We start from the raw sequence: 23,844 nt of genomic DNA, 5'->3' as shown, positions 1-23,844 counted from the left end.
AATCCCGTGCCACACGACCTGACCTCCCCGACCGCCGACGCGCCAGCGCGCACCCCCTGGAAGGCCGCCGCGAGCGGCTGGGTGGGAAGCGCCCTGGAGTACTACGACTTCTTCATCTACGCCAGCGCCGCGGCACTGGTCTTCCCGCAGCTCTTCTTCCCTGAGGGCAACGCCACGGTGGCGATCGTCGCCTCGCTCGCGACCTTCGGGGTCGGGTACGTCGCCCGTCCGATCGGCGCCTTCGTGCTCGGCCGGTGGGCCGACCGGCGGGGTCGGAAGAACCTGCTCGTGGTCTGCATGATCATGATGGGCGGTTGCACGACCCTGATCGGCTTCCTGCCCAGCTATCACACGATCGGGATCTGGGCCCCGATCCTGCTGGTCACCCTGCGCCTGATCCAGGGCTTCGCGGTCGCCGGCGAGATGGCCGGCGCGAACGCGATGATCCTCGAGCACGCCCCCGACGGGCGGCGCGGCTACTTCTGCAGCTTCACTCTGCAGGGCACCCAGGCCGGCCAGATCATCGCCGCGGCCGTCTTCATCCCGCTGACCAGCGTCCTCTCGGACGCGGCCTTCGAAGGATGGGGCTGGCGGATCCCGTTCTGGCTCAGCGCCGTGGTCGTCGCGGCCGGGTACCTCATCCGACGCAACGTCGAGGAGCCGCCGGCGTTCAAGGAGGAGGTCGAGCACGACCGGGTGCCGGACTCTCCGATCATCGAGGTGTTCCGTCACCACAAGGCGGACCTGTTCCGGGTGTTCCTGATGACCGCGATGAACGGCCTGGCCCTCACCACCACGGTGTTCGGGACCGCCTACGCCACCCAGGCCGGCTACGGCCTGGAGCTGGACGAGTCGACGTTCCTGTGGATCCCCGTGCTCGGCAACGTCGTCGCCGTGGCGGCGATCCCGTACGTCGGTGGCCTCTCGGACCGGCTCGGTCGACGTCCCGTCTTCGTGACCGGCGCGCTCGGGGCGGGTGCCCTGATGTTCGTCTACCTGCACTTCATCAGCCTCGGCCGCCCGGTGCTCGCCCTGCTGACCGCGCTGGTGATGTGGGGCATCCTCTACCAGGGCTACAACGCCGTCTTCCCAGCCTTCTGGCAGGAGCTGTTCCCTACCCGCAACCGCGTGACCGCTGTCGCGATCGCCTCCCAGGCCGGCTTCGCCCTCACCGGGTTCGTGCCCACCGTGCACTCCCTCGTGGCCGGGCCGGGCAGTGGCGTCTCCGTCCCGGTCGTGGTCGGCGGCATCGTCTTCGCGCTCTGCGTGGTGGCGGCGATCGGTGCCTGGACCTCCCGGGAGACCTCCCGGACCCCGCTGGCGGAACTCGGTGAGAAGCCCGGCGCCGGCCTCGACACCAGCGTCCCCCAGGGAGTGGGAGTATGAGCGAGACCTTCGACGTCGTCGTGATCGGGTCGGGAGCCGGCGGCCTGTCCGCGGCGACCGCTGCGGCGCACGGCGGTGCTCGGGTGCTCGTGGTGGAGAAGGCCGAGACCTGCGGCGGGGCGACCGCCTGGTCGGGTGGCTGGATGTGGACCCCGCGACACCGGTTCGCCCGGGCGGCCGGCGTACACGAGAGCATCGAGGAGCCGAAGACCTATCTCCGACACCGCCTGGGGGAGGAGTACGACGAACAGCGGGTCGACGCCTACCTGCGGGGTGCGCCGGAGATGGTGGATTTCTTCGAGGAGCAGACCGCGCTCCGGTTCGTGCCGGGTGCGGCCGTCGCCGACATCCACGGCGACACTCCGGGCGCGGCGCAGGGCCACCGGCAGGTGGCACCGAAGCCGGTGCGGCTGACCTCACTGGGCCCCGACGTGGCTCGGCTGCTGCGCCGGCAGATGTATGAGACCTCCTTCCTGGGGATGGGGATCATGGCCGGCCCCGACCTGCAGTCCTTCCTGCACGCCACCCGCTCGCCGCGCGCGTTCCTACACTGCGCGGTCCGTGTGACCCGTCACCTGTTCGACCTGGTGAGGCACCGTCGGGGACAGAGCCTGGTCAACGGCACCGCCCTGATCGGGCGTCTGCTGCGCTCCGCGCTCGACGCCGGCGTGGAGATCCGGGTGAACACCGCCGCGGTGGCACTGGTCACCGGTGACGGCGGCCGGGTCGACGGCGTACGGCTGCAGGGGCCGCAGGACGCCTATACCGTGCGTGCCGCCACGGGCGTCGTCCTCGCCACGGGCGGGTTCAGCCATGACCAGGATCTCCGCCGTGAGCTCTTCCCCCGTACGCCCACGGGCCGGGAGCACTGGACGCTGCCGCCGGCGGGTACGACGACCGGCGACGGGCTCCGGCTGGCCGAGTCCGCCGGTGGCCGGCTCGACCGTTCCGGGGCCTCGGTGGCGGCGTACTGCCCCGTCTCGCTGGTGCCCTACCCCAACGGCCGGACCGGCGTGTTCCCGCACATCCTGGACCGGGGCAAGCCCGGCGTGATCGGGGTGCTCTCGACCGGTCGGCGGTTCGTGAACGAGGCCAACGGCTACCACGACTACACCCGGGCGATGCTCGCCGAGGCGCCGGAGGGCGAGGAGGTGTGTTCCTGGCTGATCGCGGACCGTACCTACCTGAAGTACTTCCCGCTCGGGATGGCCAAGCCGTTCCCGGTGCCCACCTACCCCTATCTGCGCTCGGGATACCTGAAGAAGGGCGACACCGTGCGCGACCTGGCGAACCGGTGCGGGATCGACCCCGACGGGCTCGAGGCGACGATCGCCGAGTTCAACCTGCATGCCCGCCGAGGTGAGGACCCGGAGTTCGGTCGCGGCCGGACCACGTTCAACCAGGGCTCGGGGGACGGGGACAACCCCTGGCCGAACCCGAGCCTGGCGCCCCTCGAGCAGGGACCGTTCTACGCCGTCAAGGTCGTGCCGGGCAGCTTCGGCACCTTCGCCGGGGTGCTGACCGACGCCGACTCGCGGGTGCTGGACGCCGAGAACCGACCGGTGCCCGGCCTGTCGGCGGTCGGGGTCGACCAGAGCAACGTGCTGGGTGGGCACTACCCCTCCGGCGGGATCAACATCGGCCCGGCGATGACCTTCGGCTACCGCACCGGCCGCCGGCTCGCCGAGCAGGTCCCAACTGCGCGGACCGTCTCGGCCGGGGAGCTCGCGCGATGAGCGCTCCGCTCGGCCTGGCGGCGCTGACCGTGCTCGATACGCCTCCCCTGGACCAGATCGCCCTCGCGGAGAAGTGCGGCTACGACACGGTCGGCCTCCGGCTGCTGCCCGCCGTCCCGGGCACCACCGCCTATCCGCTGCACACCGACGCCGACCGGCTGCGCGAGGTCAAGGCTCGGCTGGCGGATTCCCCGGTCCGGGTCTTCGACGTCGAGATCGTTCGGATCGACGCCGACTTCGACGTCGACCGGTACGCCGGATTCCTGGAGGCCTCGGCCGAGCTCGGCGCCCGGGCCGTGCTGATCGGTGGCGACGACCGCGACCTCACCCGGCTCAGCGACAGCTACGCCTCCTTCGCGGCCGCCTGCGCGCCGTACGGACTCGCGGCGAGCCTGGAGTTCATGCCCTGGACCGCCGTCCCCGACGCTCGAACGGCGATGGCGGTCCTCAGCCAGGCCGACGGCCCGGCCCGGTCCATGCTGGTTGACACCCTGCACGCCGCCCGCTCGGCCACCACCCTGGCCGACCTCCGCGCGATCCCCGCCGACTGGATCCACTACACCCAACTGTGCGACGGACTGGTTCCGGCACCCCCGAGCGACGCGGAACTGATCCGGGACGCCCGGGAGCATCGGCTCGCCCCGGGTGAGGGTGGCATCGGGCTCGCCGAGATCTACGCCTGCCTCCCGACGGACACCCCGATCAGCATCGAGCTGCCCAACGAGCCCCAGCGCCGCGCGATGGGCACCGAGGCCTGGCTGGCCCATCTGGCCCGCTCCGCCCGGGCGGTCGTGGGCGGGGAGCACCAGGCGGCCTGAGCCCGGCTCCGCCCCGAGAGGGGGCGCCGTGACCGGGCGCCTCCTCTGGGCGAGGGCCGATCAGGCCGGGATCTCGACCTCGTCGCGACGGCGACGGAAGCCGGAGGGGCTGTACCAGCGGCGTACCCGCCCGTCGCGGTCGACCTCGTGCCGGTAGTGGCGGAGGAACTCCCACAGCATCGGCGTCTCCTCCGGGATGTTGTTGTGGGAGCGGTACTCGTTACGGGTCAGCTTGACCGCGGGCACCCCGGAATCCGGGGCATCCCAGGTCCAGGTGCGGAAGCGGTCCTGCCAACCGCTGCGATCGCCGTCGGCGACATCGACGTCCTCGAGGGTGAGGCCGTTGATCCGGAGGTGGTACGCCGCCCAGCCGTCGAGCAGGTTGTCCACGTCGTCCCAGAGCGTGCCCTCGAGGAAGGCGAGGTCTCCGGCGCCGTAGATCTGGTAGGTCGGGATCGGCCGTTCGGCGGCGGGGAGGGCCATGCCGTCGAGGGTGATGCGTCCGGTCTCGTCCGGGGCCGCCGCGAACGAGGTCGAGGCGACGGCGGCGAAGTACTCCGGCCTGGCGATCGCCAGCGTCTGGGTCACCGAGCTGCCGGCGGACTGACCGGTGGAGTAGAACCTGCTCGGGTCGACGCCGTAGCGGCGCTGCACGTGATCGCGCAACTGGCCGAAGAACAGGTCGGAGTCGCGGTGGCTGACCGAGATCGCCGAAGCGCTGTAGGTCTCGCAGATGACCACCAGGACGCAGCCCTCCCGGTCCGCGACCTGCCACCAGGCGGCGGAGTCGAAGAAGACCCGATCGGTCTGGGTGTTGCCGGGCCAGATGAAGACCACCGGAGCTCTCGAGCCCCAGATGCGGCGCGCGGAGCGGGGTTCGTAGACCAAGAACTCGCGCTCCTCGCCGGCCACCGCCATGGTGCCGATGTCCACGCCGAGTCGGCCCAGGTCGGGACGCAGCAGCAGCTGATTGCCGTAGGCGAAGAAGTTCTCGTAGCGGGTGTAGAAGGTCAGGAACGCCAGGACCTGGCGGGTTGTCGAGGGGCTCGTCGCCCGCAGTCGGCGGGGTTGCACCGCGACCTGCGAGATCGGGCCCGAGTGTGAGGTCATCCAGCGCTGCGAGCCCCGCCGCTGGGAGTGCACCGAGCCGAGCGCCCGGTCCGGCCGTCCCCGTCGCTCGGCATCGTTGGCCGCCACCCAGTGCTCGATGCTCGCACGGGCGGAACGAGCGGGTGCGATGTACCACGTCGGCAGCACCACCTCGTCCCGCCGGATCAGCGTGAAGTCCTCGGGGAACTGGACGGGGGTGTAGCTGCCTTCGGTGGTGCCGTCGTACTCGAGGTCCCCGAGCTGGCTGAGGTAGGCCGCCTCGAGGCCGCTCGATCCGAGGTAGACCTGGCTGATCACCCGCAGCGGGTAGGTCCCCGCCCAGCGCTCCAGGGGAGCCGCACCGGCGTCGTACCCGACCAGATAGTGCTCGCCGAAGATCGAGTAGTAGCCGTTGGCCTGGTGGAAGGTCATCGCGGCGGCGACGTACTCCGCCTCGGTCTCGGGGTCCTGCCAGCCGTCCGGTCCCGGTTCGAGGACGAAGAGTCCTTCGCCCCGCTCATCGGCCACGTCGCGCCAGCCGCTGCGCTCCAGGAACTCGGCGGTCGGGATCCCGGGGGGTACCGCCAGGACGGTGAAGTACTGGCGGATCGGTGTCTCGGGCGAGATGTAGACCTTCGCGGTCCGAGACCCGCCGGCGAGCTCGAAGGAACGCGTCCAGAAGCCGGTCATCTCACGGGGAAGCCGATTGGCGCGCGACCGATCGAACGCCGGCAGGGCCCGGCCGTCCAGGCTCTGAGGAGCGCCGAGCGGGCCGCCCGGACGGGCACCACCGGGAGGTGGGGTGCTCCAACGGGCTGGTGCCGCCGCGGCGGCGGAGGATGGGTCGAGGGCGGCACGGGCGACGACGGCGCCCAATGCCGAGAGCGCGGCACCGCGCACGACGGCGCGGCGATCGAGGGTGGGCATGGCAGAGCCTTCCTGGTCACAGGTGCGTGGGAATGTCCGACGCGTCCGTGGATCGCACGGGAGCCGTCGGTCGGGGTGATCGCCATCACAGGTTCCTCCGCATGCTCGGGGAGGCGGCCGAGGCGGGTCAATCGATTGCCACAGTTGCCATGTCGAAGGCCGCACTCGCTCGTCACTGCGGGTGCTGAGCGCAGGGCCCGAGAAGCAGTGCCAGAACCACCTGGAATCTCGTGTGGCTGGTGTGGCCAGTGCGACACGAACAGATCAACGTGCACCAAGACGCAACCGAATCGGTGTGACGCGCGTCATAGTGTGTGGCAGGACAGGTCAACGAGGTACAAGGCGGCCGCGGCCGCCGGGCTCTACTCCGGGGGGAGTTGACATGGACATCGTCACCGACGGCTCCACGCTGGCGCTGCGGGGTGAGCTCGACGCGCGCAGCACCTGGGAGGTGCGCGCCGCCATCTACGCGCAGCTCGACCGCTACGACGACGCAGTGCTCGACCTCTCCGAGGTCACCCTCATCGACCTGGTCGCGATCAGGATGATCGCCGTGGCGACCCGGCGGGCCGCCTCAGCGGGCCACCACCTGACCCTGCGCGGGTGCGGGCCATCGGTGCGTCGGATGCTGCACCTGTCCAAGATGCGCCGGATGGTCGAGGTCGAGCACGCGGCCACCGCCTGAGCGTCGCTTCCCCGCCGATCCCCGTCCCGGCTGGGACCGGAGACCACCGGCCACGCATGTCGGTTGCGTCGGCCGAGTGTGCCAGGGTCCGCCGGCGCAAGGGTGCCGGGTGTCACATATTCCACATCCAGGGCGGTTACCAAGGGGTTAACTTCGGCCTAGGGTCGGCTCCATGACCGACCAGACGGATGCGCCGCGCACCCCGGCGAAGGACCGCCCCTGGGTGATGCGCACCTACGCAGGGCACTCCACCGCCGAGGCCTCCAACGCGCTCTACCGCAGCAACCTCGCGAAGGGACAGACCGGCCTGTCGGTCGCGTTCGACCTGCCCACCCAGACCGGGTACGACCCCGATTCGCCGCTGGCGCGCGGTGAGGTCGGCAAGGTCGGCGTACCCGTGCCGCATCTCGGGGAGATGCGCAAGCTGTTCGAGCAGATCCCGCTCACCGGGATGAACACCTCGATGACGATCAACGCCACCGCGATGTGGATGCTGGCGATGTACCAGGTCGTCGCCGAGGAGCAGAACCCCGACCTGTCGCCGGAGGAGGTCGCCGCGCAACTGGCCGGCACCACCCAGAACGACATCATCAAGGAGTACCTCTCCCGGGGCACCTACGTGTTCCCGCCCGAGCACTCCCTGCGCCTGATCAGCGACACGATCGCGTACACGGTCCACCAGGTGCCCAAGTGGAACCCGATCAACATCTGCAGCTACCACCTCCAGGAGGCGGGGGCCACCCCGGTTCAGGAGATCGCCTTCGCGATGAGCACCGCGATCGCCGTGCTCGATGCGGTGAAGGCCTCGGGCCAGGTCGACGAGGCCGACTTCGAGAAGGTCGTCGGCAGGATCTCCTTCTTCGTCAACGCCGGGGTCCGGTTCGTCGAGGAGATGTGCAAGATGCGCGCCTTCGTCGAGCTCTGGGACCAGATCACCCGGGAGCGGTACGCCGTCCAGGACCCCAAGATGCGCCGGTTCCGGTACGGCGTCCAGGTCAACAGCCTCGGGCTGACCGAGGCCCAGCCGGAGAACAACGTCCAGCGGATCGTGCTCGAGATGCTGGCGGTCACCCTCTCCAAGAACGCCCGCGCCCGCGCGGTCCAGCTGCCCGCCTGGAACGAGGCGCTGGGGCTGCCCCGACCCTGGGACCAGCAGTGGTCACTGCGCCTCCAGCAGGTGTTGGCCTTCGAGTCGGATCTGCTCGAGTACGGCGATCTGTTCGACGGGTCGCCGGTGGTCGAGGCGAAGGTCGGCGAGCTGGTCGAGGGCGCCAAGGCCGAGATCGACCGGATCCAGGCGATGGGGGGAGCGATCGCCGCGGTCGACTCGGGCTACATGAAGCAGGAACTGGTCTCCTCGCACGCCCGGCGGCGCGCCGCCATCGAGGCCGGCAGTGAGGTGATCGTGGGCGTCAACAGGTTCGAGACAACCGAGCCCTCACCGCTCACCGCCGACCTGGATGCGGCCATCCAGACCGCCGATCCGGCCGCGGAGCGGTCCGCGCAGGAGTCGGTGCGGGCGTGGAAGGCGCACCGTGACGACTCCGCCGTGGCACAGGCGCTCGCCGCGCTCGCGGCGGCCGCGAAGTCCGAGGACAACCTGATGTCGGCGACCCTGGCCGCGGTCCGGGCGGGAGCCACGACAGGGGAGTGGGCTCAGACGCTGCGGGGCGTGTTCGGGGAGTTCCGCGCCCCCACCGGGGTCGCCGGCGCGGTCGGTGTCGCCGAAGCCGGTGCGGAGCTGGCCGCCGTACGGGAGCGGGTGCGCGGCACCGGTGAGGAGATCGGCGGTCGGCTGCGCGTCCTGATCGGCAAGCCCGGTCTGGACGGACACTCGAACGGCGCCGAGCAGATCGCGGTCCGGGCGCGTGACGCCGGCTTCGAGGTCATCTACCAGGGCATCCGTCTGACGCCCGAGCAGATCGTTGCGGCGGCGGTCGCCGAGGACGTCCACCTGGTCGGCCTCTCGATCCTCTCCGGGTCGCACATGGAGTTGGTGCCTGCCGTCCTGGGCGGGCTCAAGGAGGCGGGGATGGCCGAGGTCCCCGTGATCGTGGGCGGGATCATCCCCGACTCCGACGGCGCGGCCCTGCGCGAGCTGGGGGTGGCGGCGGTCTACACCCCGAAGGACTTCGGGCTGACCGAGATCATGGGCGGCTTCGTCGACGTGATCCGATCGGCCAACGGGCTGGCCGACTGACCCGGATCCACCGATCCCCACCCGCCCCGCGGCACCATCCGGGTGCGCAGGCGGCGCGCCATCCACGTGGTGCGCCTCACGTAGGTGAGGCTTACCTGTTCGTGCTACTTTCTGCGCGTGGGTAAGAAGAGCAAGAACAAGCTGCCGAAGATGGAGTGCTGCGTCTCCAAGTCGAAGTGCTCTCGTTGCCCGCTGCGCATGCTCAAGGAAGGCACGTTGCCCGAGGGGTACACGGTCAAGAAGCGCAAGCTGGTGAGCGTGGACGGGCGTAAGGTCACCAAGAAGCGGCTCGCCAAGGCCGCCTGACCCCGACCCATGATGAGGAGACCAGTGTGGTTGCCGATCGTTTCGTCGAACAGCTCAACGTCCAGATCGGCAACGAACTGGCCGCGCACAACCAGTACCTCGCCTGTGCGGTCTACTACGACGATCTGACGCTGCCCCAGATGGCGGCATTCTTCTACCGTCAGGCGGGCGAGGAGCGCGACCACGCGCTGATGATGGTGCAGTACCTCCTCGACACCGACGCGAAGGTCGAGTTCCCGGCCGTCCCCGCGGTGGTCAACAGCTTCGAGGACGTCGTCGCTCCGGTGGCGCTCGCGCTCGAGCAGGAGAAGCGGGTCACCGACCAGATCAACGAGCTGTACCGGATCGCCCGCGAGGAGATCGACTTCGCCTCCGAGCAGTTCATGGGCTGGTTCATCCGCGAGCAGGTCGAGGAGGTCGCCACGATGGGGGATCTCCTCGCCGTCGTCACCCGCAACCGGGACGACCTCGAGCAGATCGAGGAGTTCGTCGCCCGTGAGGCCACCAAGGGCGACAGCGACCCCACCGCGCCGCCGATCGCGGGCGCGTAGGCGCTGACGGCTGCGTCGTCGCCTGACAGACTCGCCCGGTGAGCTCCATGAGCAGGGTCATCGTGGTGGGCGCGGGCGTGGTCGGCCTGAGCGCAGCCGTCCGCCTGGCCGAGGCCGGGCACCGGGTCGACGTACTCGCCCGGGACCTTCCGAGGGAGACGACCTCGGCGGTGGCCGCCGCGATCTGGTATCCCTACCTCGCGCTGCCCCGGGATCGAGTGACGACCTGGTCGGCCCGGTCCTTCGAGGTCTTCGCCGACCTCGCCACGAAGGCCGGCACCGGGGTGGAGATGCGGACCGGCACCGAGGTCTTCCGCGAACGCACCGAGCGGCCGTGGTGGGGAAGTGCGGTCCCCGGCCTCGACCGGGAGACGGCGCTGCCACCCGGGTACGCCGACGGCTGGACGCTCACCGTCCCCGTGATCGAGATGCCGGTCTACCTCGACTGGCTGGCGGCGCGTCTGGACTCACTCGGCGGCACCATCACCCGGCACACCCTCTCGGCACTTCCGGAGACGGGTGCGGGCCGGGCCGACGTGGTGGTCAACTGCACCGGCCTGGCCGCCCGGCACTTCGCCGGTGACCTCACCGTGGAGCCGGTCCGCGGCCAGGTGCTGCGGGTCGCACAGTTCGGGCTCGACCGTTGGTGGCTCGACGACTCCACCGATGAACCGACCTACATCGTCCCGCGCTCGCGCGACATCGTGGTGGGCGGCACCGAACAGCGTGGCGAGTGGAGCCGCACCCCCGACCCGGCCACGGCGGATGCGATCCTGGCGCGCGCTACCGCGCTGGTGCCCGAACTCGCCGGGGCGAAGGTGCTCCAGCACCGGGTGGGGCTTCGACCGGCCCGCCCGGCGGTGCGGGTCGAGCGCGAGGGGGACGTCGTGCATTGCTACGGCCAAGGTGGCGCCGGCGTCACCCTGAGCTGGGGCTGTGCGGAGGACGTCGTCGCCTTGGTCGGCTGAGCGGGTCCGGCCGATGCCACGGTCGCGACGGTCGCAAAGGCCACCCGGAGGAGCTCAGAAGAGCCGCTCGCTGGGGTCGTCGAGGCCCCGCAGGGCGTCGTAGTCGACCACGGCACAGGCGATGCCGCGGTCGGTGGCGAGCACCCGGGCCTGCGGCCGGATCTCCTGGGCGGCGAAGATGCCGCGGACCGGCGCCAGCAGCGGGTCGCGGTTGAGCAGGTCGAGATAGCGGGTGAGCTGCTCGACACCGTCGATCTCGCCGCGCCGCTTGATCTCCACCGCCACCGAGCGGCCCTCGGCGTCGCGGCACATCAGGTCGACCGGGCCGATCGCAGTGGGGAACTCCCGTCGTACCAGCGTGAGGCCGTCGGCCAGCGTGGTCGGGTGGTCGGCCAGGAGCTCCTGGAGGTGCTTCTCCACGCCGTCCTTCTGCAACCCGGGGTCGAGACCGAGCACGTGCGAGGTGTCGTGGTGGATCTCCTGGATCAGGATGCGCAAGGTGTCATCGGTCTTGGAGGTCACCGTCCACTCGGCGCGGCCGTCCTCGGCGCTGCCCTCCCTGAGGGTGCACGGCGGGGACATCCAGTTGAGTGGCTTGTACGACCCGCCGTCGGAGTGCACCAGCACCGAGCCGTCGGCCTTGATCATCAGCACTCGGGTGGCCATCGGCAGGTGGGCGGTCAGGCGGCCGGCGTAGTCGACCTGGCAGGTGGCAACGACGAGTCTCACGCGGCCGCAATCTACCTGCCCCCGTGGCAGTGCGGCACACCGCTGCTCCGGCGGGACCGGCGCCGCAAGGGCAGGGGAGCGCCCGGGGTGGTGGCGCCGCCGCCCCATGCGGGTCGACCCTTCCACGTCCGTCCTCGGTCGCCGCGCGCGGCGGCTCAGCCGTGCCGCCGGGAGAGGGACACTCGATGCTCTCCGGCGTACACGCACAAGGCTCTGGGGCGGAGCGCACGAGTCGGCCGGGGCGGCAAATCGTCGGCATCGTGACCTGCGTCACGGAAGGGTTACCAGGGGGTAGTGAGACTGTCATGCTGCCGGACATGACCTCGCCCACTGCCGCGCGGATCGCCTCCACGCTGATCTACCCCTACCTCAACCATGCGGTGCGGATGCTCGAGAGCGGTTACGCGACCGCCGCCGACATCGATGCCGCCATGCGCTTCGGCTGCGGCTACCCGGCCGGGCCGTTGGCCGTCCTCGACGAGACCGGGCCGGCGGGGGTGCGGGGCGCCCTCGCGCAGCGCTTCGCCGAGACCGGTGATCCGCTGCACCGCCCCGCGGCACTGCTAGACAGGGTCGCCGACGAGGCGTCGACGGTCGCCAGCGCAGCACCGGCCGCGGTCACCGGTGACCCCGTCCTCAAGCACCGGATCGAGAGGGTGGGCGTGGTCGGCACCGGCACCATGGCCGCCGGCATCGTCGAGGTGTTCGCGAAGAGCGGGTACGACGTGATCTTCGTCGGGCGCACCCAGGACAAGGTCGACGGCGTGGTCACCACGATCACCGCCTCGCTGGACCGCGCGATCGCCAAGGGCCGGGCCGAGGAGTCCACCAAGACCGAGGTGCTCGGCCGGCTGACCGGCGCGACGGCGATCGAAACACTGGATGAGGTCGACCTGGTCGTGGAGGCGGTTGCGGAGCAACTCGAACTGAAGACCCGGCTGTTCCTCGACCTGGACCGGGTGTGCAAGCCAGGCACGATCCTCGCCACCACCACCTCGAGCCTGCCGATCACCGAGCTCGCCAAGGTGACAGGTCGACCGCAGGACGTGATCGGGATGCACTTCTTCAATCCGGCACCGGTGATGAAGCTGGTCGAGGTCGTGGCCACCGACCTCACCGCACCGGAGGTCGATCAGAGCGTCAAGGCGCTGTGCGCCTCCGTCGGCAAGGTCGCCGTGTCGTGCACCGACCGTGCCGGGTTCATCGTCAACTGCCTGCTCTTCCCCTATCTCAACGACGCCATCAAGCTGCACGAGTCCGGGATCGACATGGCCGTGATCGACACGGCCCTCAAGGAGCAGGCGGGGCTGCCGATGGGCCCCTTCGAACTGCTCGACGTGGTCGGCGCCGACGTCTCCCTGGCGATCCAGAAGGAGCTGCACAGCGAGTTCGAGTACGCCGGGTTCGCTCCCGCCGCGCTACTCGAGGAGAAGGTCGCCGCCGGCGAGCTCGGCCGGAAGACCGGGCGGGGGTTCCACGACTACCGATGACGGACCGGATCCCGGCGAGGCCTCCCGAGGTGTCGCCGGGACGCTGTCCGGACGGTCCTGCCCGGACACCGTCGCGGGATGACGTGGGAGCGCGTCACTCCGGGCGGGGATAGCCTCGCCGTACTGCTCTCTCCAGCACTCCCAGCGAGGCGCGCAGCGACTTCTGGTCGATCACGGGGAAGACCGGCTTCCACTTCTCAGCGGCCGAACTCCAGTCGCAGTACGACGTGACCCGGGTGGCGGGGGAGTCGTCCTCGGTAGAGACCGGATCGAGGAGATAGCCGTACACGTGCCCGATGGGCGGCTTGATGGTGCCGTGGATGGTCCACTCGATCGCCGCGTCCGGTTCGAAGCGGGTGATCTCCACCTCCACGTCGTACTTGCCCAGCGGAACGTCGCCGAGAGCTTCGCGATCCATGTGGACGATGAACCGGTCGCCAGCCGCACCCACCGGATCGCCGGCCGAGGACTGCAGCATCCCGGAGGAATCCATGGCGACGTGGCCGTGGGGGTCGCACAGGACGGCGAAGACCTCCGCCGGTGGGGCCGGCATGACGCGATCGGCGGAGATCCGTTCGGTCGAGTCCCCGGCGGGGAACGGATGGTCGGCTGGTCCGGTGGGCGTGCTCGAGTCGGTCACGCCGTCACGCTAGCCGCCCGGCCCGCCTTGGGCTACGACGTGGCGGCGGCGCGGTGCCACACCGGGCCGGCGGAGTGCCTTGGTCCGGCGAGGTCGGGTCCGGCCGGGCTGGGGTCGGATCCGGCTCGGTCGAGTGGCCCCGGGCCGGCCCGTCAAGCGGACGCGATCTGTCCGCTTGGGGTGGCAGAGTGTTGTTCATGACCGAGATCGGCACGACCGAGCGGGTGCTGCGCCTGCTCGCGCTGCTCCAGCAACGTCCGGTGTGGACCGGCCCGGAGCTGGCGGAGCGGCTCGGGGTCACGACCCGGAGCATCCGGCGCGACGTCGAGCGGTTGCGGGCCCTGGGCTACCCCGTCAACGCCACCCAGGGGGCCGGCGGCGGCTATCAGTTGGGCGCCGGCAAGGCGCTGCCGCCACTGCTGCTGGACGACGACGAGGCGATCGCCACCGCGGTCTCACTGAGGTTGGCGGCCGGCGGCACGGTCGCAGGTGCGAGCGAGGCCGCCGTGCGCACCCTCGCGAAGCTCGATCAGGTGCTGCCGGCCCGGCTGCGTGGGGAGGTGCGTGCCCTGCACGAGGCGATCGCGACCCTGGACGGTGCTCGGATCGAGGTCGACGCCGACGCCCTCCTCGCCCTCGCCAAGGCGTCGCGCGACCGGGTGCGCGTCGAGTTCGGGTACGAGGCGCGCGACGGTGCCCGCACCCAGCGCCGACTGGAGCCGTATCAGCTGGTCGCGACCGGTCGGCGCTGGTACCTCATGGCCTTCGACCTGGAGCGCGAGGACTGGCGCACCTTCCGGCTCGACCGGCTGCATGATCTGAGGGTCACGACCTGGCGGTTCCGCCCACGGGAGCATCCCGATCCGGTGGCCTACGTCCAACGCGCGATCTCGCAAGGGGGCTATCCGCTGCAGGCGGTGGTCGTGCTGCACGAGGACGCCGCCACGATCCGCGAGCGGATCCCGCCGACCACCGGGGTGGTCGAGCCACTGGGCCCCGGCCGCTGCCGGCTCACCCTGGGAGCCGACGACCCCTACTGGCTGGCGATGCGACTGGCTCACTCGGGTTGCGAGTTCGAGGTGCTCGAGCCGCCCGAGCTGGTCGCGGAGGTGGCCGCGCTGGGGCAGCTGCTGAGCAGGGCCGCCGGCCGGTCGAACGGCCATGGTCCGAAGACCAACTGAGCGAGACCGGGATCACCACCGATCCCGTACTGTGGGCGCATGGGAGGCCTCCTTCTGATCATCGCGATCCTGGCCGTGATCGGCGTCGCGATCGCAGTCAGCCGACGTAACGCGGCCCAGCGGCGTGAGCTCGAGCTAGCCCCGGTCCGCACCCTCGCCTTCGAGGACGTCACCAAGCTGGGGGAGGAGTTGCAGCAGCTCGACGCCGACCTGGCTGGGGAGCCTCTCGACGAGGGAGCCCGCGCCGACTACCAGCGGGCCCTCGACGTCTACGACGACGCCAAGCGTGCCGGTGACTCGATGACCAGCCCCGAGGACATCAAGCACGTCACCTCGGTCGTCGACGACGGGCGCTACGCCATCGCCTGCGTGCGTGCCCGGGTCGCCGGCCGCGAACTCCCGGTCCGCCGGCCACCGTGCTTCTTCGATCCGCGGCACGGTCTGTCGGTGGCCGACGTGGAGTGGGCGCCCCCGGGCGGGGTGCCACGCGACGTACCGGCATGTGCGCTTGACGCCGAGCGGGTGGCCGCCGGAGCCGAGCCGGACACCCGCCAGGTGATGGTCGGATCGAAGCGGGTGCCCTACTACGAGGGCGGCCGGGCCTTCGAGCCGTACGCCGCCGGCTACTTCGCCACCTACGCCGCGATGAACTGGATGATGATGGGCCTGATGATGGGCTCCCTCGGTGCCTTCGACGGTTCCGACGCCTCCGGGGAGCTCGGTGGTGGCGACTACGGCGACGGTGGTGGCGACTACGGTGGCGGCGACGGCGGCGGTTTCGACTTCGGCGACTTCGGCTTCTGAGCAGCCCCGCACCTGTTCTCCGCCGGGCGGACCTGATGGTCTCGCCACTGCCCCGGATCGCTAGGGTCTGCGGGTGAGCGAGTCGACCACTGCCCTGCACACGCTGACCTGGGGTGAGACCGGTAGCCGGGTGCTCTTCCTGCACGGACTCTTCGGCCAGGGCCGTAACTGGGGCACCGTCGCCAAGGCGATCGCGGGCCGGCACCGGGCGACCGGCGTGGACCTTCCCGACCACGGTCGTTCGCCGTGGTCGGGGGAGATCGACTACCTCGCCATGGCCAGCCGGGTCGCCGAGTTGATCGATGCGCAGGACCCTGCGGCCGTGGTCGGGCACTCGATGGGCGGCAAGGTCGCGATGGCCCTCGCCCTCACCCGGCCGGAGCTGGTCTCGCGTCTGCTGGTGGCGGACATGTCACCGGTGGACTACCGGCGCGCGGGCGAGTTCCGCCGCTACATCTCGGCGATGCAGGGCCTGGACCTCGACAGGATCGAGCGGCGCTCCGATGCGGAGGAGCAGCTCGCCGCCGAGGTGCACGACGACACCGTGCGGTCCTTCCTCCTGCAGAATCTGCGCCGCCGCGGCGACGGGTGGGAGTGGCAGGCCAACCTCGACCTCCTCGACCGCGATCTGGCCACCGTCGGAGGCTGGCCCGCCGAACGCCTCACCGGAGTGGCGCCGTACCAGGGACCGGTGCTGTGGCTCGGTGGCGGACGCTCCGACTACGTCACCGACGAGTACGCCGAGCCGATGCGCCGCTGGTTCCCGCACTACCGCCGCGTGACCATGAAGGACACCGGCCACTGGGTGCACTCCGAGCGGCCCGAGCTCTTCGTGGAGATCCTGCGTCGCTTCCTCGGTGACCCGACGGCATGACGTGTCGGTGACCGGTCAGGTCAGGCCGTCGGGTTCGGCCCGTGCGAGCGCGTCTGCGTGGCCGTGCCGGAAGGTCGCACGCGTGGCGCCGCCACTCCCGACCCGCAACCACGCGGGCGGGTCGACCGATTCGGCGCAGAGGTCCTCCCACCTCGGCCCGTGACCGGGCCTACCTGGCGTCCTGGCGACGGACGAACACCTCGCGCACGATCATCAGGATCGCGGCCGCGGTGGGGATCGCCAGCAGGGCGCCGATGACGCCCAGCAGGGAGGCACCGACGAGGGCGGCGATCACCGTGACCGCGCCCGGGATGTCGACCGAGCGCGCCATCACGCGCGGGTAGATGAGGTAGTTCTCCACCTGCTGATAGGCGAGGTAGAAGATCAGGCAGAACAGCCCCATGAGGGGATCGGTCGCGAACGCGATCGCGGTGACCACGATCGCGCCGATCGTGGCACCGATCATCGGGATGACGTCGAGCAGGGCGACGACGAAGGCCAGTGCCACGGCGTACTCGCCCAGCCCGATCGCGAACAGGAAGATCATCGAGGAGATGCCCGCGCACAGGGCGACCACGAACGCACCCGAGACGTACCCGCCGACCCCTCGGACCACGCGATCGCCGATCCTGCTGACTCGGTCGCGGCGCGAGGCCGGAGCGAGCCGGTAGCAGGCGGCCTTGATCCGGTCGAAGCCCGCGAGGAAGTACAGCGTCATCACGGTGACGACGAAGGCGTTGATCAGCGCGCCGAAGACGGCCAGTCCGACCCCGACCGCACTGCCGAACAGACCACTGAGGAAGTCGCCCTGGGTGACGTAGTCACGGACCTTGTCGATGACCTCGTAGTCGTCGTTGAGCTGCTGGATCTGTCGGTTGCGCTGGAGCGAGTCAAGCCACTCGGGGGCGCTGCGTGAGATCGCCGCGATCTGGTCGGTGATGACCGGGACGAGTGCGACGAAGAAGAGCACCAGGGCGACGATCACACCGGTGATGACGATCAGCACCGCCCACGGTCGGCCGATGCCCCGACGTACGAACGTCTCCACGGCGGGGTTGAGACCCGCCGCGATGAACAGGGCCACCAGGATCTGGATGAGGACGCCGCTGATGGTGAGCACCATCTGGCCCAGCGCGAACGCGACCAGGAGGCCCAGGCCGCCCATCAGACCGATCAGGAAGGGAGATCGGGCGAACGGCGGGCCGGGCCTGCCGAACTCGCCGTGCCCCTCGTGCTCCTCGGCCGACAGCGCCGCATCCTCGAAACGGGCGGCCCGAGACCGCCTGGCACTCACTCCTCGTCGTCCTTGATGAACCCGGCGACCAGTTCGCTGAGCGAGGCCATCTGCGCGGTGATCGCGTCGCGGCGCTTGGTCAGTCGGGTGACCTCGGCCTTGACCGCGGCCGCCTCGCGCTCGGCGTCGGCGGAGGCGTTGCTTGCGATCGCGTCGGCCTGGGTGCGGGCGGTGGTCACGATCTGCTCGGCCTCGCGCCGGGCGCGCACAAGCTGGGTCTCCGCCTCCTGCTGGGCTGCGATCCGCTGCTCGGCGAGGGAAGCGGTGGCCTCCTTCGCCCGCTGCTCGGCGGCGGTGGCGCGCTGCTCGGCCTCCTCGACCAAGCGCGAGGTCTCGGCCATCGCGCTGTTGTGATGGTCGGTGGCCTCCCGGGCCAGCCGCTCCTTCTCCACAGCCAGCATCCGGCGGGCCTCCTGGACCTCGCGGTCGACGCCGGCCCGCTTCTGCTCGACCTCCCGCTGCACCGAGGTACGGAGCTCGGTGGTCTCCTGCTGGGCGGCCAGCCGTTGCTGGTCGGCATCCCGCTGCGCCGAGGCACGCAGATCCTCGGCCTCGGCGTGAGCCGCCGCACGCTCCTGCTCGGCCTGGGCGACCAGACGGGCACGCTGCTCGTCCAACTCCTTGAGCTGGACGGTGCGCATGTCGTCGGCCTCCTGGGCGGCGGAGGCCCGGATCGCCTCGGCGTCGCGCTCGGCCTGGGACCGGATGTCGGTCGCGTCGCGGGTGGCGCTGGTGCTGATCTCGGCGGCCTCCTCCTCGGCCAGCCGGAGCAGGGCACTCGCCCGACCGCCGAGGCCGGCGTAGGAGGGGTTCCGGGTCTCCTCGACGTTCTCCTTCAGTCGGGTGAGCTCGGCGTCCAGCTCGGTGGCCCGGCGCTGTGCGGTGGCCAGATCCGAGGCGAGCTTGCTGCGATCGACGGTCATCGCCTGCAGGCGGGCGTCCACCGCCGACGGGTCGTACCCACCGCGCCGCACGGTCGGGATCGGTGAGGACGGCGGAGCGCTCACCGGGACGGCCGGAATGACGCGGGTGGCATCGCTGTCCTGCTTCGCTGACTTCTTGCCGCCCTCCGGCTCGTCATCGAAGATCGACAGGCCCTGGTTGCTCATCGCGGGTTCCTCTTCCGTCTCGTGGGTGTGCACATCATCCCCCCAGAAGCCTGCCACGAAGGGTCTAGACACGGTGGAAACGGACAGGGATGTGAGGCAGTCATCGCCATGCCGCGCAGGAACGCCGGACGGCCGGGCGCGGAGTGGGTCCGCGCCCGGCACGTCCGACGCTCGAGCAGGCAGTGCCGAGACGTCCCGGCGGGGCCGGACCTCAGACTCCGCGGAAGCGGTTGATCGCGTCGAGGTGCGTGGCCCGGAGCTCGTGGTCGCGGACGCCGAGGCCCTCCTCCGGCGCCAGGCAGAGCACCCCGACTTTGCCCTGGTGCAGGTTATGGTGGACGTCGAGCGCGGCCTGGCCGACGTCGGCCAGTGGGTAGCTGCGCGACAGGGTGGGGTGGATCTTGCCCTTGGCGATGAGCCGGTTGGCCTCCCAGGACTCGCGGTAGTTGGCGAAGTGGGAGGAGATGATCCGCTTGAGGTTCATCCACAGATAGCGGTTGTCGTACTCGTGCATGTAGCCAGAGGTGGAGGCGCAGGTGGTGATGGTGCCGCCCTTGCGGGTGACGTAGACGCTGGCGCCGAAGGTCTCCCGGCCGGGGTGCTCGAAGACGATGTCGATGTCCTCGCCGCCGGTGAGTTCCCGGATCCGGGCGCCGAACCGCTTCCACTCGCGGGGGTTCTGCTCGGTGCCCTCGTCGTTCCAGAAGCGGTAGTCCTCCTCGGAACGGTTGATGATCAGCTCGGCACCCATCGAGCGCGCGATCGCGGCCTTCTCCTCGCTGGAGACGACGCAGACCGGAGTGGCGCCGCCGTTGAGGGCGTATTGCGTCGCGAACCCGCCCAGGCCGCCCGACGCGCCCCAGATCAGAACGTTGTCGCCCTGCTTCATGTCGCCACCGTTGCGGCTCACCAGCTGGCGGTACGCCGTGCAGTTGACCAGCCCGGGCGAGGCCGCTTCCTCCCAGGTGAGGTGGTCCGGCTTCGGCATCAGCTGGTTGGACTTGACCAGGGCGATCTGGGCCAGCCCGCCGAAGTTGGTCTCGAAGCCCCAGATCCGCTGCTCCGGGTCGAGCATCGTGTCGTTGTGGCCGTCGGCGCTCTCCAGTTCGACGGAGAGGCAGTGCGCCACCACTTCGGCACCGGGCTGCCACTTGGTGACGCCCGGTCCGGTCCGCAGCACGACGCCGGCCAGGTCGGAGCCGACGACGTGATAGGGCAGGTCGTGCCGCTTGGTCAGCTCGGAGAGCCTGCCGTAGCGCTCCAGGAAACCGAAGGTCGCCACCGGCTCGAAGATCGAGGTCCACACGGTGTTGTAGTTGATCGCCGAGGCCATCACCGCGACGTAGGCCTCACCCGGGCCGAGTTCGGGCAGCGCCACATCCTCCACGTGGATCGACTTGCGGGGGTCCTTGTCCTTGGAGGTGACCCCCTCGAACATGTCGACCTCGTCCTTGTGGACGGTGGCGGCGGTGTAGTGGTCCGGAAGATCGAGGTTGGCGAAGTCGGCCGAGGAGGTGTCTCCGGCGGAGATGGCGTCGAGGATGTGCTGCACGTCGGCTCCTGCGTCTGTGGTGTTCGCTGAAGGGGCGGGACCGCTGGGCACCAGCGGGTCGAGCGTGAGTACGGCGAGGGACCGGGCGGGTGCTCGGCGTCGCGTTGCGGCATGCTTACCAGTCGGTAATCTCGGCTGAACAGTGGCTGTGACCTACAGCACGCATCCACCCGGGCCCCACCCCGACCGCCACCACGTCGGGGCGGAGCGGGGATCGGTGCGGATCAGTGGTCAGTGGTCAGCATCAGGGTTCGGCTCCACGAGCTCGACCAGCACGCCACCGGCGTCCTTGGGGTGCACGAAGTTGATCCGGCTCCCGGCGGTTCCTCGCCGCGGAGCGTCGTACAGCAGTCGCACGCCTCGCTCGCGCAGGGTGGCGCTCACCTTCTCCACGTCGGTGACCCGGTAGGCCAACTGCTGCATCCCGGGACCGCTGCGCTCGAGGAACTTGGCGATCGTCGACTCGGGGGAGAGTGGGGAGAGCAGCTGGATGCACGAGCCGGAGTCGCCCACGGCCATCATCGCCTCGGCCACGCCCTGCTCCTCGTTGACCTCGCGGTGGGACAGTCGCATCCCGAAGGTCGACTCATAGAAGCCGATCGCCTCGTCCAGGTCGGCGACGGCGATGCCGACGTGGTCGATGGCGGTGAACAGGGAAGGGTCGAGTTCCAGGGGTGTCGTCATGGGGTCATCGTGGTGTGGGACACAGTCGAAGGGCGAGAGGGTGTGAGCAGCGCTACATTGCAACGACGCGAGCCCGGCCCGCCGTTCCGCCGGCCGCCATCGTTGGCATCCGGCAGCGGCGGCGGCAGGGCGCCGTACCGACTCCGCTCAACCCGCGCCCGCAGACCTGTGACCCGCGGGTAGGTTGGACAGGCGACCGGCTCATCGACCGACACCCCAGAACTCAGCACATCCGCTCAGCAATCCGTTGGAGGAACCCATGTCCGGAACCGTCATCGTCGCGGGGGCGCGCACCCCGATCGGCCGTCTGCTCGGCGGCCTCAAGGGCCTCTCCGGCGCCCAGCTCGGCGGCGTCGCGATCAAGGGGGCGCTCGAGCGGGCCGGCGTCACCGGCGACCAGGTCGACTACCTGATCATGGGCCAGGTGATCCAGGCCGGTGCCGGCCAGAACCCCGCCCGGACCGCCGGGCAGGCCGCCGGCCTGCCGATGAGCATCCCGTCGATCACCATCAACAAGGTCTGCCTCTCCGGCCTCAACGCCATCGCGACCGCCGATCAGATGATCCGGGCCGGCGAGGCCGAGGTGATCGTGGCGGGCGGCATGGAGTCGATGACGCAGGCGCCGCACCTGCTGCCGAAGTCGCGCGAGGGATTCAAGTACGGCGACACCGCCCTGGTCGACTCGATGGCCTACGACGCGCTCTACGACCAGCTGACCCAGCAGGCGATGGGCAACCTGACCGAGCAGGTCAACGCCGAGGGGGTCGCGCTGTCTCGCGAGGAGCAGGACGCGTTCGCCGCGCGCTCCCACCAGCGCGCCGCGGAGGCCCAGAAGAACGGTGTCTTCGACGACGAGATCGTGCCGGTGAGCATCCCGCAGCGCAAGGGCGACCCGGTCGTCATCAGCGCCGACGAGGGCGTGCGCGGCGACACCACCTCGGAGAGCCTGGCCAAGCTGCGGCCGGCGTTCGCCAAGGACGGCACCATCACCGCCGGCTCGGCCTCGCAGATCTCCGACGGCGCCTGTGCCGTGGTCGTGATGAGCAAGGCCAAGGCCGAGGAGCTCGGCCTGGAGTGGCTCGCCGAGATCGGCGCCCACGGGATGGTGGCGGGGCCGGACTCCTCGCTGCAGGACCAGCCCGCCGAGGCGACCGCCCGGGCGCTGGCCAAGGAGGGCCTCACCGCCGCCGATCTCGACCTGGTCGAGTTCAACGAGGCCTTCGCCGCGGTCGGCATCCAGTCCTCCCGCAAGCTCGGCCTCTCCGACGACATCGTGAATGTCAACGGCGGCGCGATCGCACTGGGTCACCCGGTCGGCATGTCGGGCGCGCGCGTCGTCCTGCACCTGGCTCTCGAGCTGAAGCGCCGCGGCGGCGGCGTCGGGGCGGCCGCGCTGTGCGGCGGTGGCGGCCAGGGCGACGCTCTGATCGTGCGTGTCCCGTCCAGCTGAGCCCGATCCGCGCGGCCAGGTCGACGACCTGGTCGCGCGGGCCCGCGCCGGTGAGGCCCGGGCGGTCGGACGGCTGATCTCCTGGGTCGAGGACGCCACCCCCGCCTCACCCGTGTTCTCCCAGCGGCTACGAGCCGTGATGGCCGCTCTGGCGCCTCACGTCGGGCACGCCCACGTCGTGGGGCTGACCGGCGCGCCGGGCGTCGGCAAGTCCACGAGCACCAGTGCGCTGGTACGCGAGCTGCGCGGTCGGGGCCGGCGGGTGGCGGTGCTGGCGATCGACCCGTCCTCGCCGTTCTCCGGAGGCGCGCTGCTCGGTGACCGGATCCGGATGGGCGACCACGCCCTCGACTCCGGGGTGTTCATCCGCTCGATGGCCTCGCGCGGCCATCTCGGCGGACTGTCCTGGACGACGCCGCAGGCCGTGCGGGTGCTCGACGCTGCGGGTTTCGACGTGGTCGTGATCGAGACCGTGGGCGTGGGGCAGAGCGAGGTCGAGATCGCCGGCCTGGCCGACACCACCGTCGTACTGCTCGCCCCCGGCATGGGCGACGGCATCCAGGCGGCCAAGGCCGGCATCCTCGAGATCGGCGACGTGTACGTCGTCAACAAGGCCGACCGTGACGGGGCCGATCACGTGCGCCGGGACCTGCGCAGCATGATGGCGCTGGCCGATCGGCCGCCGGAGGCGTGGAAGCCGCCGATCCTCAAGACCGTGGCGCAGACCGGCGAGGGGCTGGCCGAGGTGGCCGACGTCTTGGACCGGCACCATCGCCGGCTCACGGCGAGCGGCGAACTGGTGCGCCGGCGCGCACGGCGGGCCCGGGACGAGATCGAGGCGATCGCCCTGGACGACCTGCGTCGCAGCTGGGGCCGCGTCGGCACCGTGGAGGCGCTGGACGGCCTCGCGGACCGGGTGGCGGCCGGAGACCTGGACCCGTACGCCGCGGCCGATCAGTTGCTGGCACTGGCCCCGAAGCCGCCCGGAGGTGGGCCGGCGTAGGTGGGCGCCCGCCCGCCGCGTCGGGCTCGGCTGGAGCGTGAACGACGTCGTCGCCGCGCTCTCGCGCGCCCCCGGATCCGCGTCAACGCCCGCCGACCTCCGGGGCGCCCCGGCGAGTCTTCCGGGTCGGGCACCCGGGGGCTGGTAGGAATGGGCGCCATGCCCACGCACCACCCCGGAGAGGTACGTCGATGAAGAAGCTGGTCCTTGTGGTGGCCGTGCTGTTCGTCGGCTTCTGGCTCTTCACCGACCCCCGCGGCCTGGCCGACCTGACCGAGCAGGCCATCGTCGCCGCGACGGTAGGCGTCGGCGCGCTCTTCGAGGCGGTCATCGGCTTCATCGGCAACCTGGCCTGAGGGCCAGTGGTG

The 23,844-nt window shown here is 70.6% G+C and carries 22 protein-coding genes; 15 read left to right on the top strand and 7 right to left on the bottom strand.

What is annotated here, in order from left to right:
• The first annotated feature begins 6 nt into the window (after positions 1 to 6).
• From G515_RS0117560 to G515_RS0117550, 3 genes are read left to right on the top strand one after another with little or no spacing between them, the layout of a single operon-like run.
• Positions 7 to 1,386, top strand: a complete 1,380-nt coding sequence (locus G515_RS0117560; RefSeq protein WP_051218533.1) for an MFS transporter — start codon at positions 7 to 9, stop codon at positions 1,384 to 1,386.
• A complete protein-coding gene (locus G515_RS22165) occupies positions 1,383 to 3,122 on the top strand; it encodes an FAD-dependent oxidoreductase (RefSeq protein ID WP_051218532.1) in 1,740 nt (579 codons plus the stop codon). The genes G515_RS0117560 and G515_RS22165 overlap by 4 nt, the downstream gene beginning before the upstream one ends.
• Positions 3,119 to 3,940 (top strand): sugar phosphate isomerase/epimerase family protein, encoded by an 822-nt coding sequence (locus G515_RS0117550; protein WP_028661201.1) that lies wholly within the window; start codon positions 3,119 to 3,121, stop codon positions 3,938 to 3,940. Before G515_RS22165 ends, G515_RS0117550 begins: the two co-directional genes overlap by 4 nt.
• Before the next feature lie 60 nt (positions 3,941 to 4,000).
• Here the strand turns inward: G515_RS0117550 and G515_RS0117545 are convergent, their stop codons facing one another.
• Positions 4,001 to 5,956, bottom strand: coding sequence for a CE1 family esterase (locus tag G515_RS0117545; protein ID WP_028661200.1), 1,956 nt, complete (start codon positions 5,954 to 5,956; stop codon positions 4,001 to 4,003).
• A gap of 382 nt (positions 5,957 to 6,338) precedes the next feature.
• On the opposite strand from G515_RS0117545, the gene G515_RS0117540 reads away from it, so the two are divergent.
• The 5 genes from G515_RS0117540 to G515_RS0117520 all read left to right on the top strand — a co-directional run bounded on the left by G515_RS0117540 (position 6,339) and on the right by G515_RS0117520 (position 10,666).
• Positions 6,339 to 6,641, top strand: coding sequence for an STAS domain-containing protein (locus tag G515_RS0117540; protein ID WP_028661199.1), 303 nt, complete (start codon positions 6,339 to 6,341; stop codon positions 6,639 to 6,641).
• 172 nt (positions 6,642 to 6,813) lie between these two features.
• Complete coding sequence (locus G515_RS0117535; protein WP_028661198.1) at positions 6,814 to 8,841, top strand: protein meaA; 2,028 nt, start codon at positions 6,814 to 6,816, stop codon at positions 8,839 to 8,841.
• Positions 8,842 to 8,958: 117 nt separating this feature from the next.
• Positions 8,959 to 9,147, top strand: coding sequence for a hypothetical protein (locus G515_RS23160; RefSeq protein ID WP_084653689.1), 189 nt, complete (start codon positions 8,959 to 8,961; stop codon positions 9,145 to 9,147).
• A gap of 26 nt (positions 9,148 to 9,173) precedes the next feature.
• Positions 9,174 to 9,698, top strand: a complete 525-nt coding sequence (locus tag G515_RS0117525) for a ferritin (RefSeq protein WP_028661196.1) — start codon at positions 9,174 to 9,176, stop codon at positions 9,696 to 9,698.
• Positions 9,699 to 9,745: 47 nt separating this feature from the next.
• Positions 9,746 to 10,666 carry an FAD-dependent oxidoreductase gene (locus G515_RS0117520; RefSeq protein ID WP_028661195.1) on the top strand — a complete coding sequence of 307 codons (921 nt, stop codon included), beginning with the start codon at positions 9,746 to 9,748 and terminating at the stop codon, positions 10,664 to 10,666.
• 54 nt (positions 10,667 to 10,720) lie between these two features.
• On the opposite strand, the gene nucS is transcribed toward G515_RS0117520, so the two are convergent.
• The gene (gene nucS, locus G515_RS0117515) at positions 10,721 to 11,395 is read right to left on the bottom strand and encodes an endonuclease NucS (RefSeq protein WP_028661194.1); all 675 of its coding nucleotides are present in this window, start codon (positions 11,393 to 11,395) and stop codon (positions 10,721 to 10,723) included.
• Positions 11,396 to 11,712: 317 nt separating this feature from the next.
• On the opposite strand from nucS, the gene G515_RS0117510 reads away from it, so the two are divergent.
• On the top strand, positions 11,713 to 12,885 hold the full coding sequence (locus tag G515_RS0117510; RefSeq protein ID WP_028661193.1) for a 3-hydroxyacyl-CoA dehydrogenase NAD-binding domain-containing protein: 1,173 nt from the start codon (positions 11,713 to 11,715) through the stop codon (positions 12,883 to 12,885).
• Between the two features lie 94 nt (positions 12,886 to 12,979).
• On the opposite strand, the gene G515_RS0117505 is transcribed toward G515_RS0117510, so the two are convergent.
• Entirely contained in the window at positions 12,980 to 13,525 is a 546-nt protein-coding gene (locus G515_RS0117505; RefSeq protein ID WP_245565456.1) for an SRPBCC family protein, read from the bottom strand.
• A 197-nt stretch (positions 13,526 to 13,722) separates the two neighbouring features.
• Between G515_RS0117505 and G515_RS0117500 the strand changes: the two genes are divergently transcribed.
• The 3 genes from G515_RS0117500 to G515_RS0117490 all read left to right on the top strand — a co-directional run bounded on the left by G515_RS0117500 (position 13,723) and on the right by G515_RS0117490 (position 16,384).
• Complete coding sequence (locus G515_RS0117500; RefSeq protein ID WP_028661191.1) at positions 13,723 to 14,706, top strand: helix-turn-helix transcriptional regulator; 984 nt, start codon at positions 13,723 to 13,725, stop codon at positions 14,704 to 14,706.
• A 39-nt stretch (positions 14,707 to 14,745) separates the two neighbouring features.
• Positions 14,746 to 15,510: a membrane protein gene (locus tag G515_RS0117495; protein ID WP_028661190.1), complete on the top strand. Its 765-nt coding sequence runs from the start codon at positions 14,746 to 14,748 to the stop codon at positions 15,508 to 15,510.
• Between the two features lie 73 nt (positions 15,511 to 15,583).
• Positions 15,584 to 16,384, top strand: a complete 801-nt coding sequence (locus G515_RS0117490) for an alpha/beta fold hydrolase (RefSeq protein WP_157571176.1) — start codon at positions 15,584 to 15,586, stop codon at positions 16,382 to 16,384.
• Between the two features lie 169 nt (positions 16,385 to 16,553).
• Here G515_RS0117490 and G515_RS22160 read toward each other — a convergent pair whose 3' ends face one another.
• From G515_RS22160 to mce, 4 genes are all read right to left on the bottom strand, one after another.
• Positions 16,554 to 17,678, bottom strand: a complete 1,125-nt coding sequence (locus G515_RS22160) for an AI-2E family transporter (RefSeq protein ID WP_051218531.1) — start codon at positions 17,676 to 17,678, stop codon at positions 16,554 to 16,556.
• A complete protein-coding gene (locus G515_RS22155) occupies positions 17,675 to 18,787 on the bottom strand; it encodes a coiled-coil domain-containing protein (RefSeq protein ID WP_084653688.1) in 1,113 nt (370 codons plus the stop codon). The genes G515_RS22160 and G515_RS22155 overlap by 4 nt, the downstream gene beginning before the upstream one ends.
• Before the next feature lie 211 nt (positions 18,788 to 18,998).
• A complete protein-coding gene (gene ccrA / locus G515_RS0117475; RefSeq protein ID WP_028661188.1) occupies positions 18,999 to 20,339 on the bottom strand; it encodes a crotonyl-CoA carboxylase/reductase in 1,341 nt (446 codons plus the stop codon).
• A gap of 231 nt (positions 20,340 to 20,570) precedes the next feature.
• Entirely contained in the window at positions 20,571 to 21,023 is a 453-nt protein-coding gene (gene mce, locus G515_RS0117470) for a methylmalonyl-CoA epimerase (protein WP_028661187.1), read from the bottom strand.
• Between the two features lie 259 nt (positions 21,024 to 21,282).
• On the opposite strand from mce, the gene G515_RS0117465 reads away from it, so the two are divergent.
• From G515_RS0117465 to G515_RS23390, 3 genes are all read left to right on the top strand, one after another.
• Positions 21,283 to 22,473 (top strand): acetyl-CoA C-acetyltransferase, encoded by a 1,191-nt coding sequence (locus G515_RS0117465; RefSeq protein ID WP_028661186.1) that lies wholly within the window; start codon positions 21,283 to 21,285, stop codon positions 22,471 to 22,473.
• Positions 22,457 to 23,476 (top strand): methylmalonyl Co-A mutase-associated GTPase MeaB, encoded by a 1,020-nt coding sequence (gene meaB / locus G515_RS0117460; RefSeq protein WP_051218529.1) that lies wholly within the window; start codon positions 22,457 to 22,459, stop codon positions 23,474 to 23,476. Before G515_RS0117465 ends, meaB begins: the two co-directional genes overlap by 17 nt.
• Before the next feature lie 191 nt (positions 23,477 to 23,667).
• Positions 23,668 to 23,832, top strand: a complete 165-nt coding sequence (locus tag G515_RS23390) for a hypothetical protein (protein WP_157571175.1) — start codon at positions 23,668 to 23,670, stop codon at positions 23,830 to 23,832.
• The last annotated feature ends 12 nt before the right edge of the window (positions 23,833 to 23,844 follow it).

The sequence above is a fragment of the Nocardioides insulae DSM 17944 genome (assembly GCF_000422825.1).
Taxonomy (GTDB): domain Bacteria; phylum Actinomycetota; class Actinomycetes; order Propionibacteriales; family Nocardioidaceae; genus Nocardioides; species Nocardioides insulae.
This window is presented reverse-complemented; position numbering and strand designations above follow the sequence as displayed.

Bases quoted from the DNA above. Each gene is read 5' to 3' on its own strand.
- G515_RS0117465 (WP_028661186.1), top strand. From the start codon at position 21,283: ATGTCCGGAACCGTCATCGTCGCGGGGGCGCGCACCCCGATCGGCCGT.
- G515_RS22165 (WP_051218532.1), top strand. From the start codon at position 1,383: ATGAGCGAGACCTTCGACGTCGTCGTGATCGGGTCGGGAGCCGGCGGC.
- G515_RS0117540 (WP_028661199.1), top strand. From the start codon at position 6,339: ATGGACATCGTCACCGACGGCTCCACGCTGGCGCTGCGGGGTGAGCTC.
- G515_RS0117545 (WP_028661200.1), bottom strand. From the start codon at position 5,956: ATGCCCACCCTCGATCGCCGCGCCGTCGTGCGCGGTGCCGCGCTCTCG.
- G515_RS0117495 (WP_028661190.1), top strand. From the start codon at position 14,746: ATGGGAGGCCTCCTTCTGATCATCGCGATCCTGGCCGTGATCGGCGTC.
- G515_RS0117535 (WP_028661198.1), top strand. From the start codon at position 6,814: ATGACCGACCAGACGGATGCGCCGCGCACCCCGGCGAAGGACCGCCCC.
- mce (WP_028661187.1), bottom strand. From the start codon at position 21,023: ATGACGACACCCCTGGAACTCGACCCTTCCCTGTTCACCGCCATCGAC.
- G515_RS0117510 (WP_028661193.1), top strand. From the start codon at position 11,713: ATGACCTCGCCCACTGCCGCGCGGATCGCCTCCACGCTGATCTACCCC.
- G515_RS22155 (WP_084653688.1), bottom strand. From the start codon at position 18,787: ATGAGCAACCAGGGCCTGTCGATCTTCGATGACGAGCCGGAGGGCGGC.
- G515_RS0117550 (WP_028661201.1), top strand. From the start codon at position 3,119: ATGAGCGCTCCGCTCGGCCTGGCGGCGCTGACCGTGCTCGATACGCCT.
- G515_RS23390 (WP_157571175.1), top strand. From the start codon at position 23,668: ATGAAGAAGCTGGTCCTTGTGGTGGCCGTGCTGTTCGTCGGCTTCTGG.
- G515_RS0117520 (WP_028661195.1), top strand. From the start codon at position 9,746: ATGAGCAGGGTCATCGTGGTGGGCGCGGGCGTGGTCGGCCTGAGCGCA.
- G515_RS0117500 (WP_028661191.1), top strand. From the start codon at position 13,723: ATGACCGAGATCGGCACGACCGAGCGGGTGCTGCGCCTGCTCGCGCTG.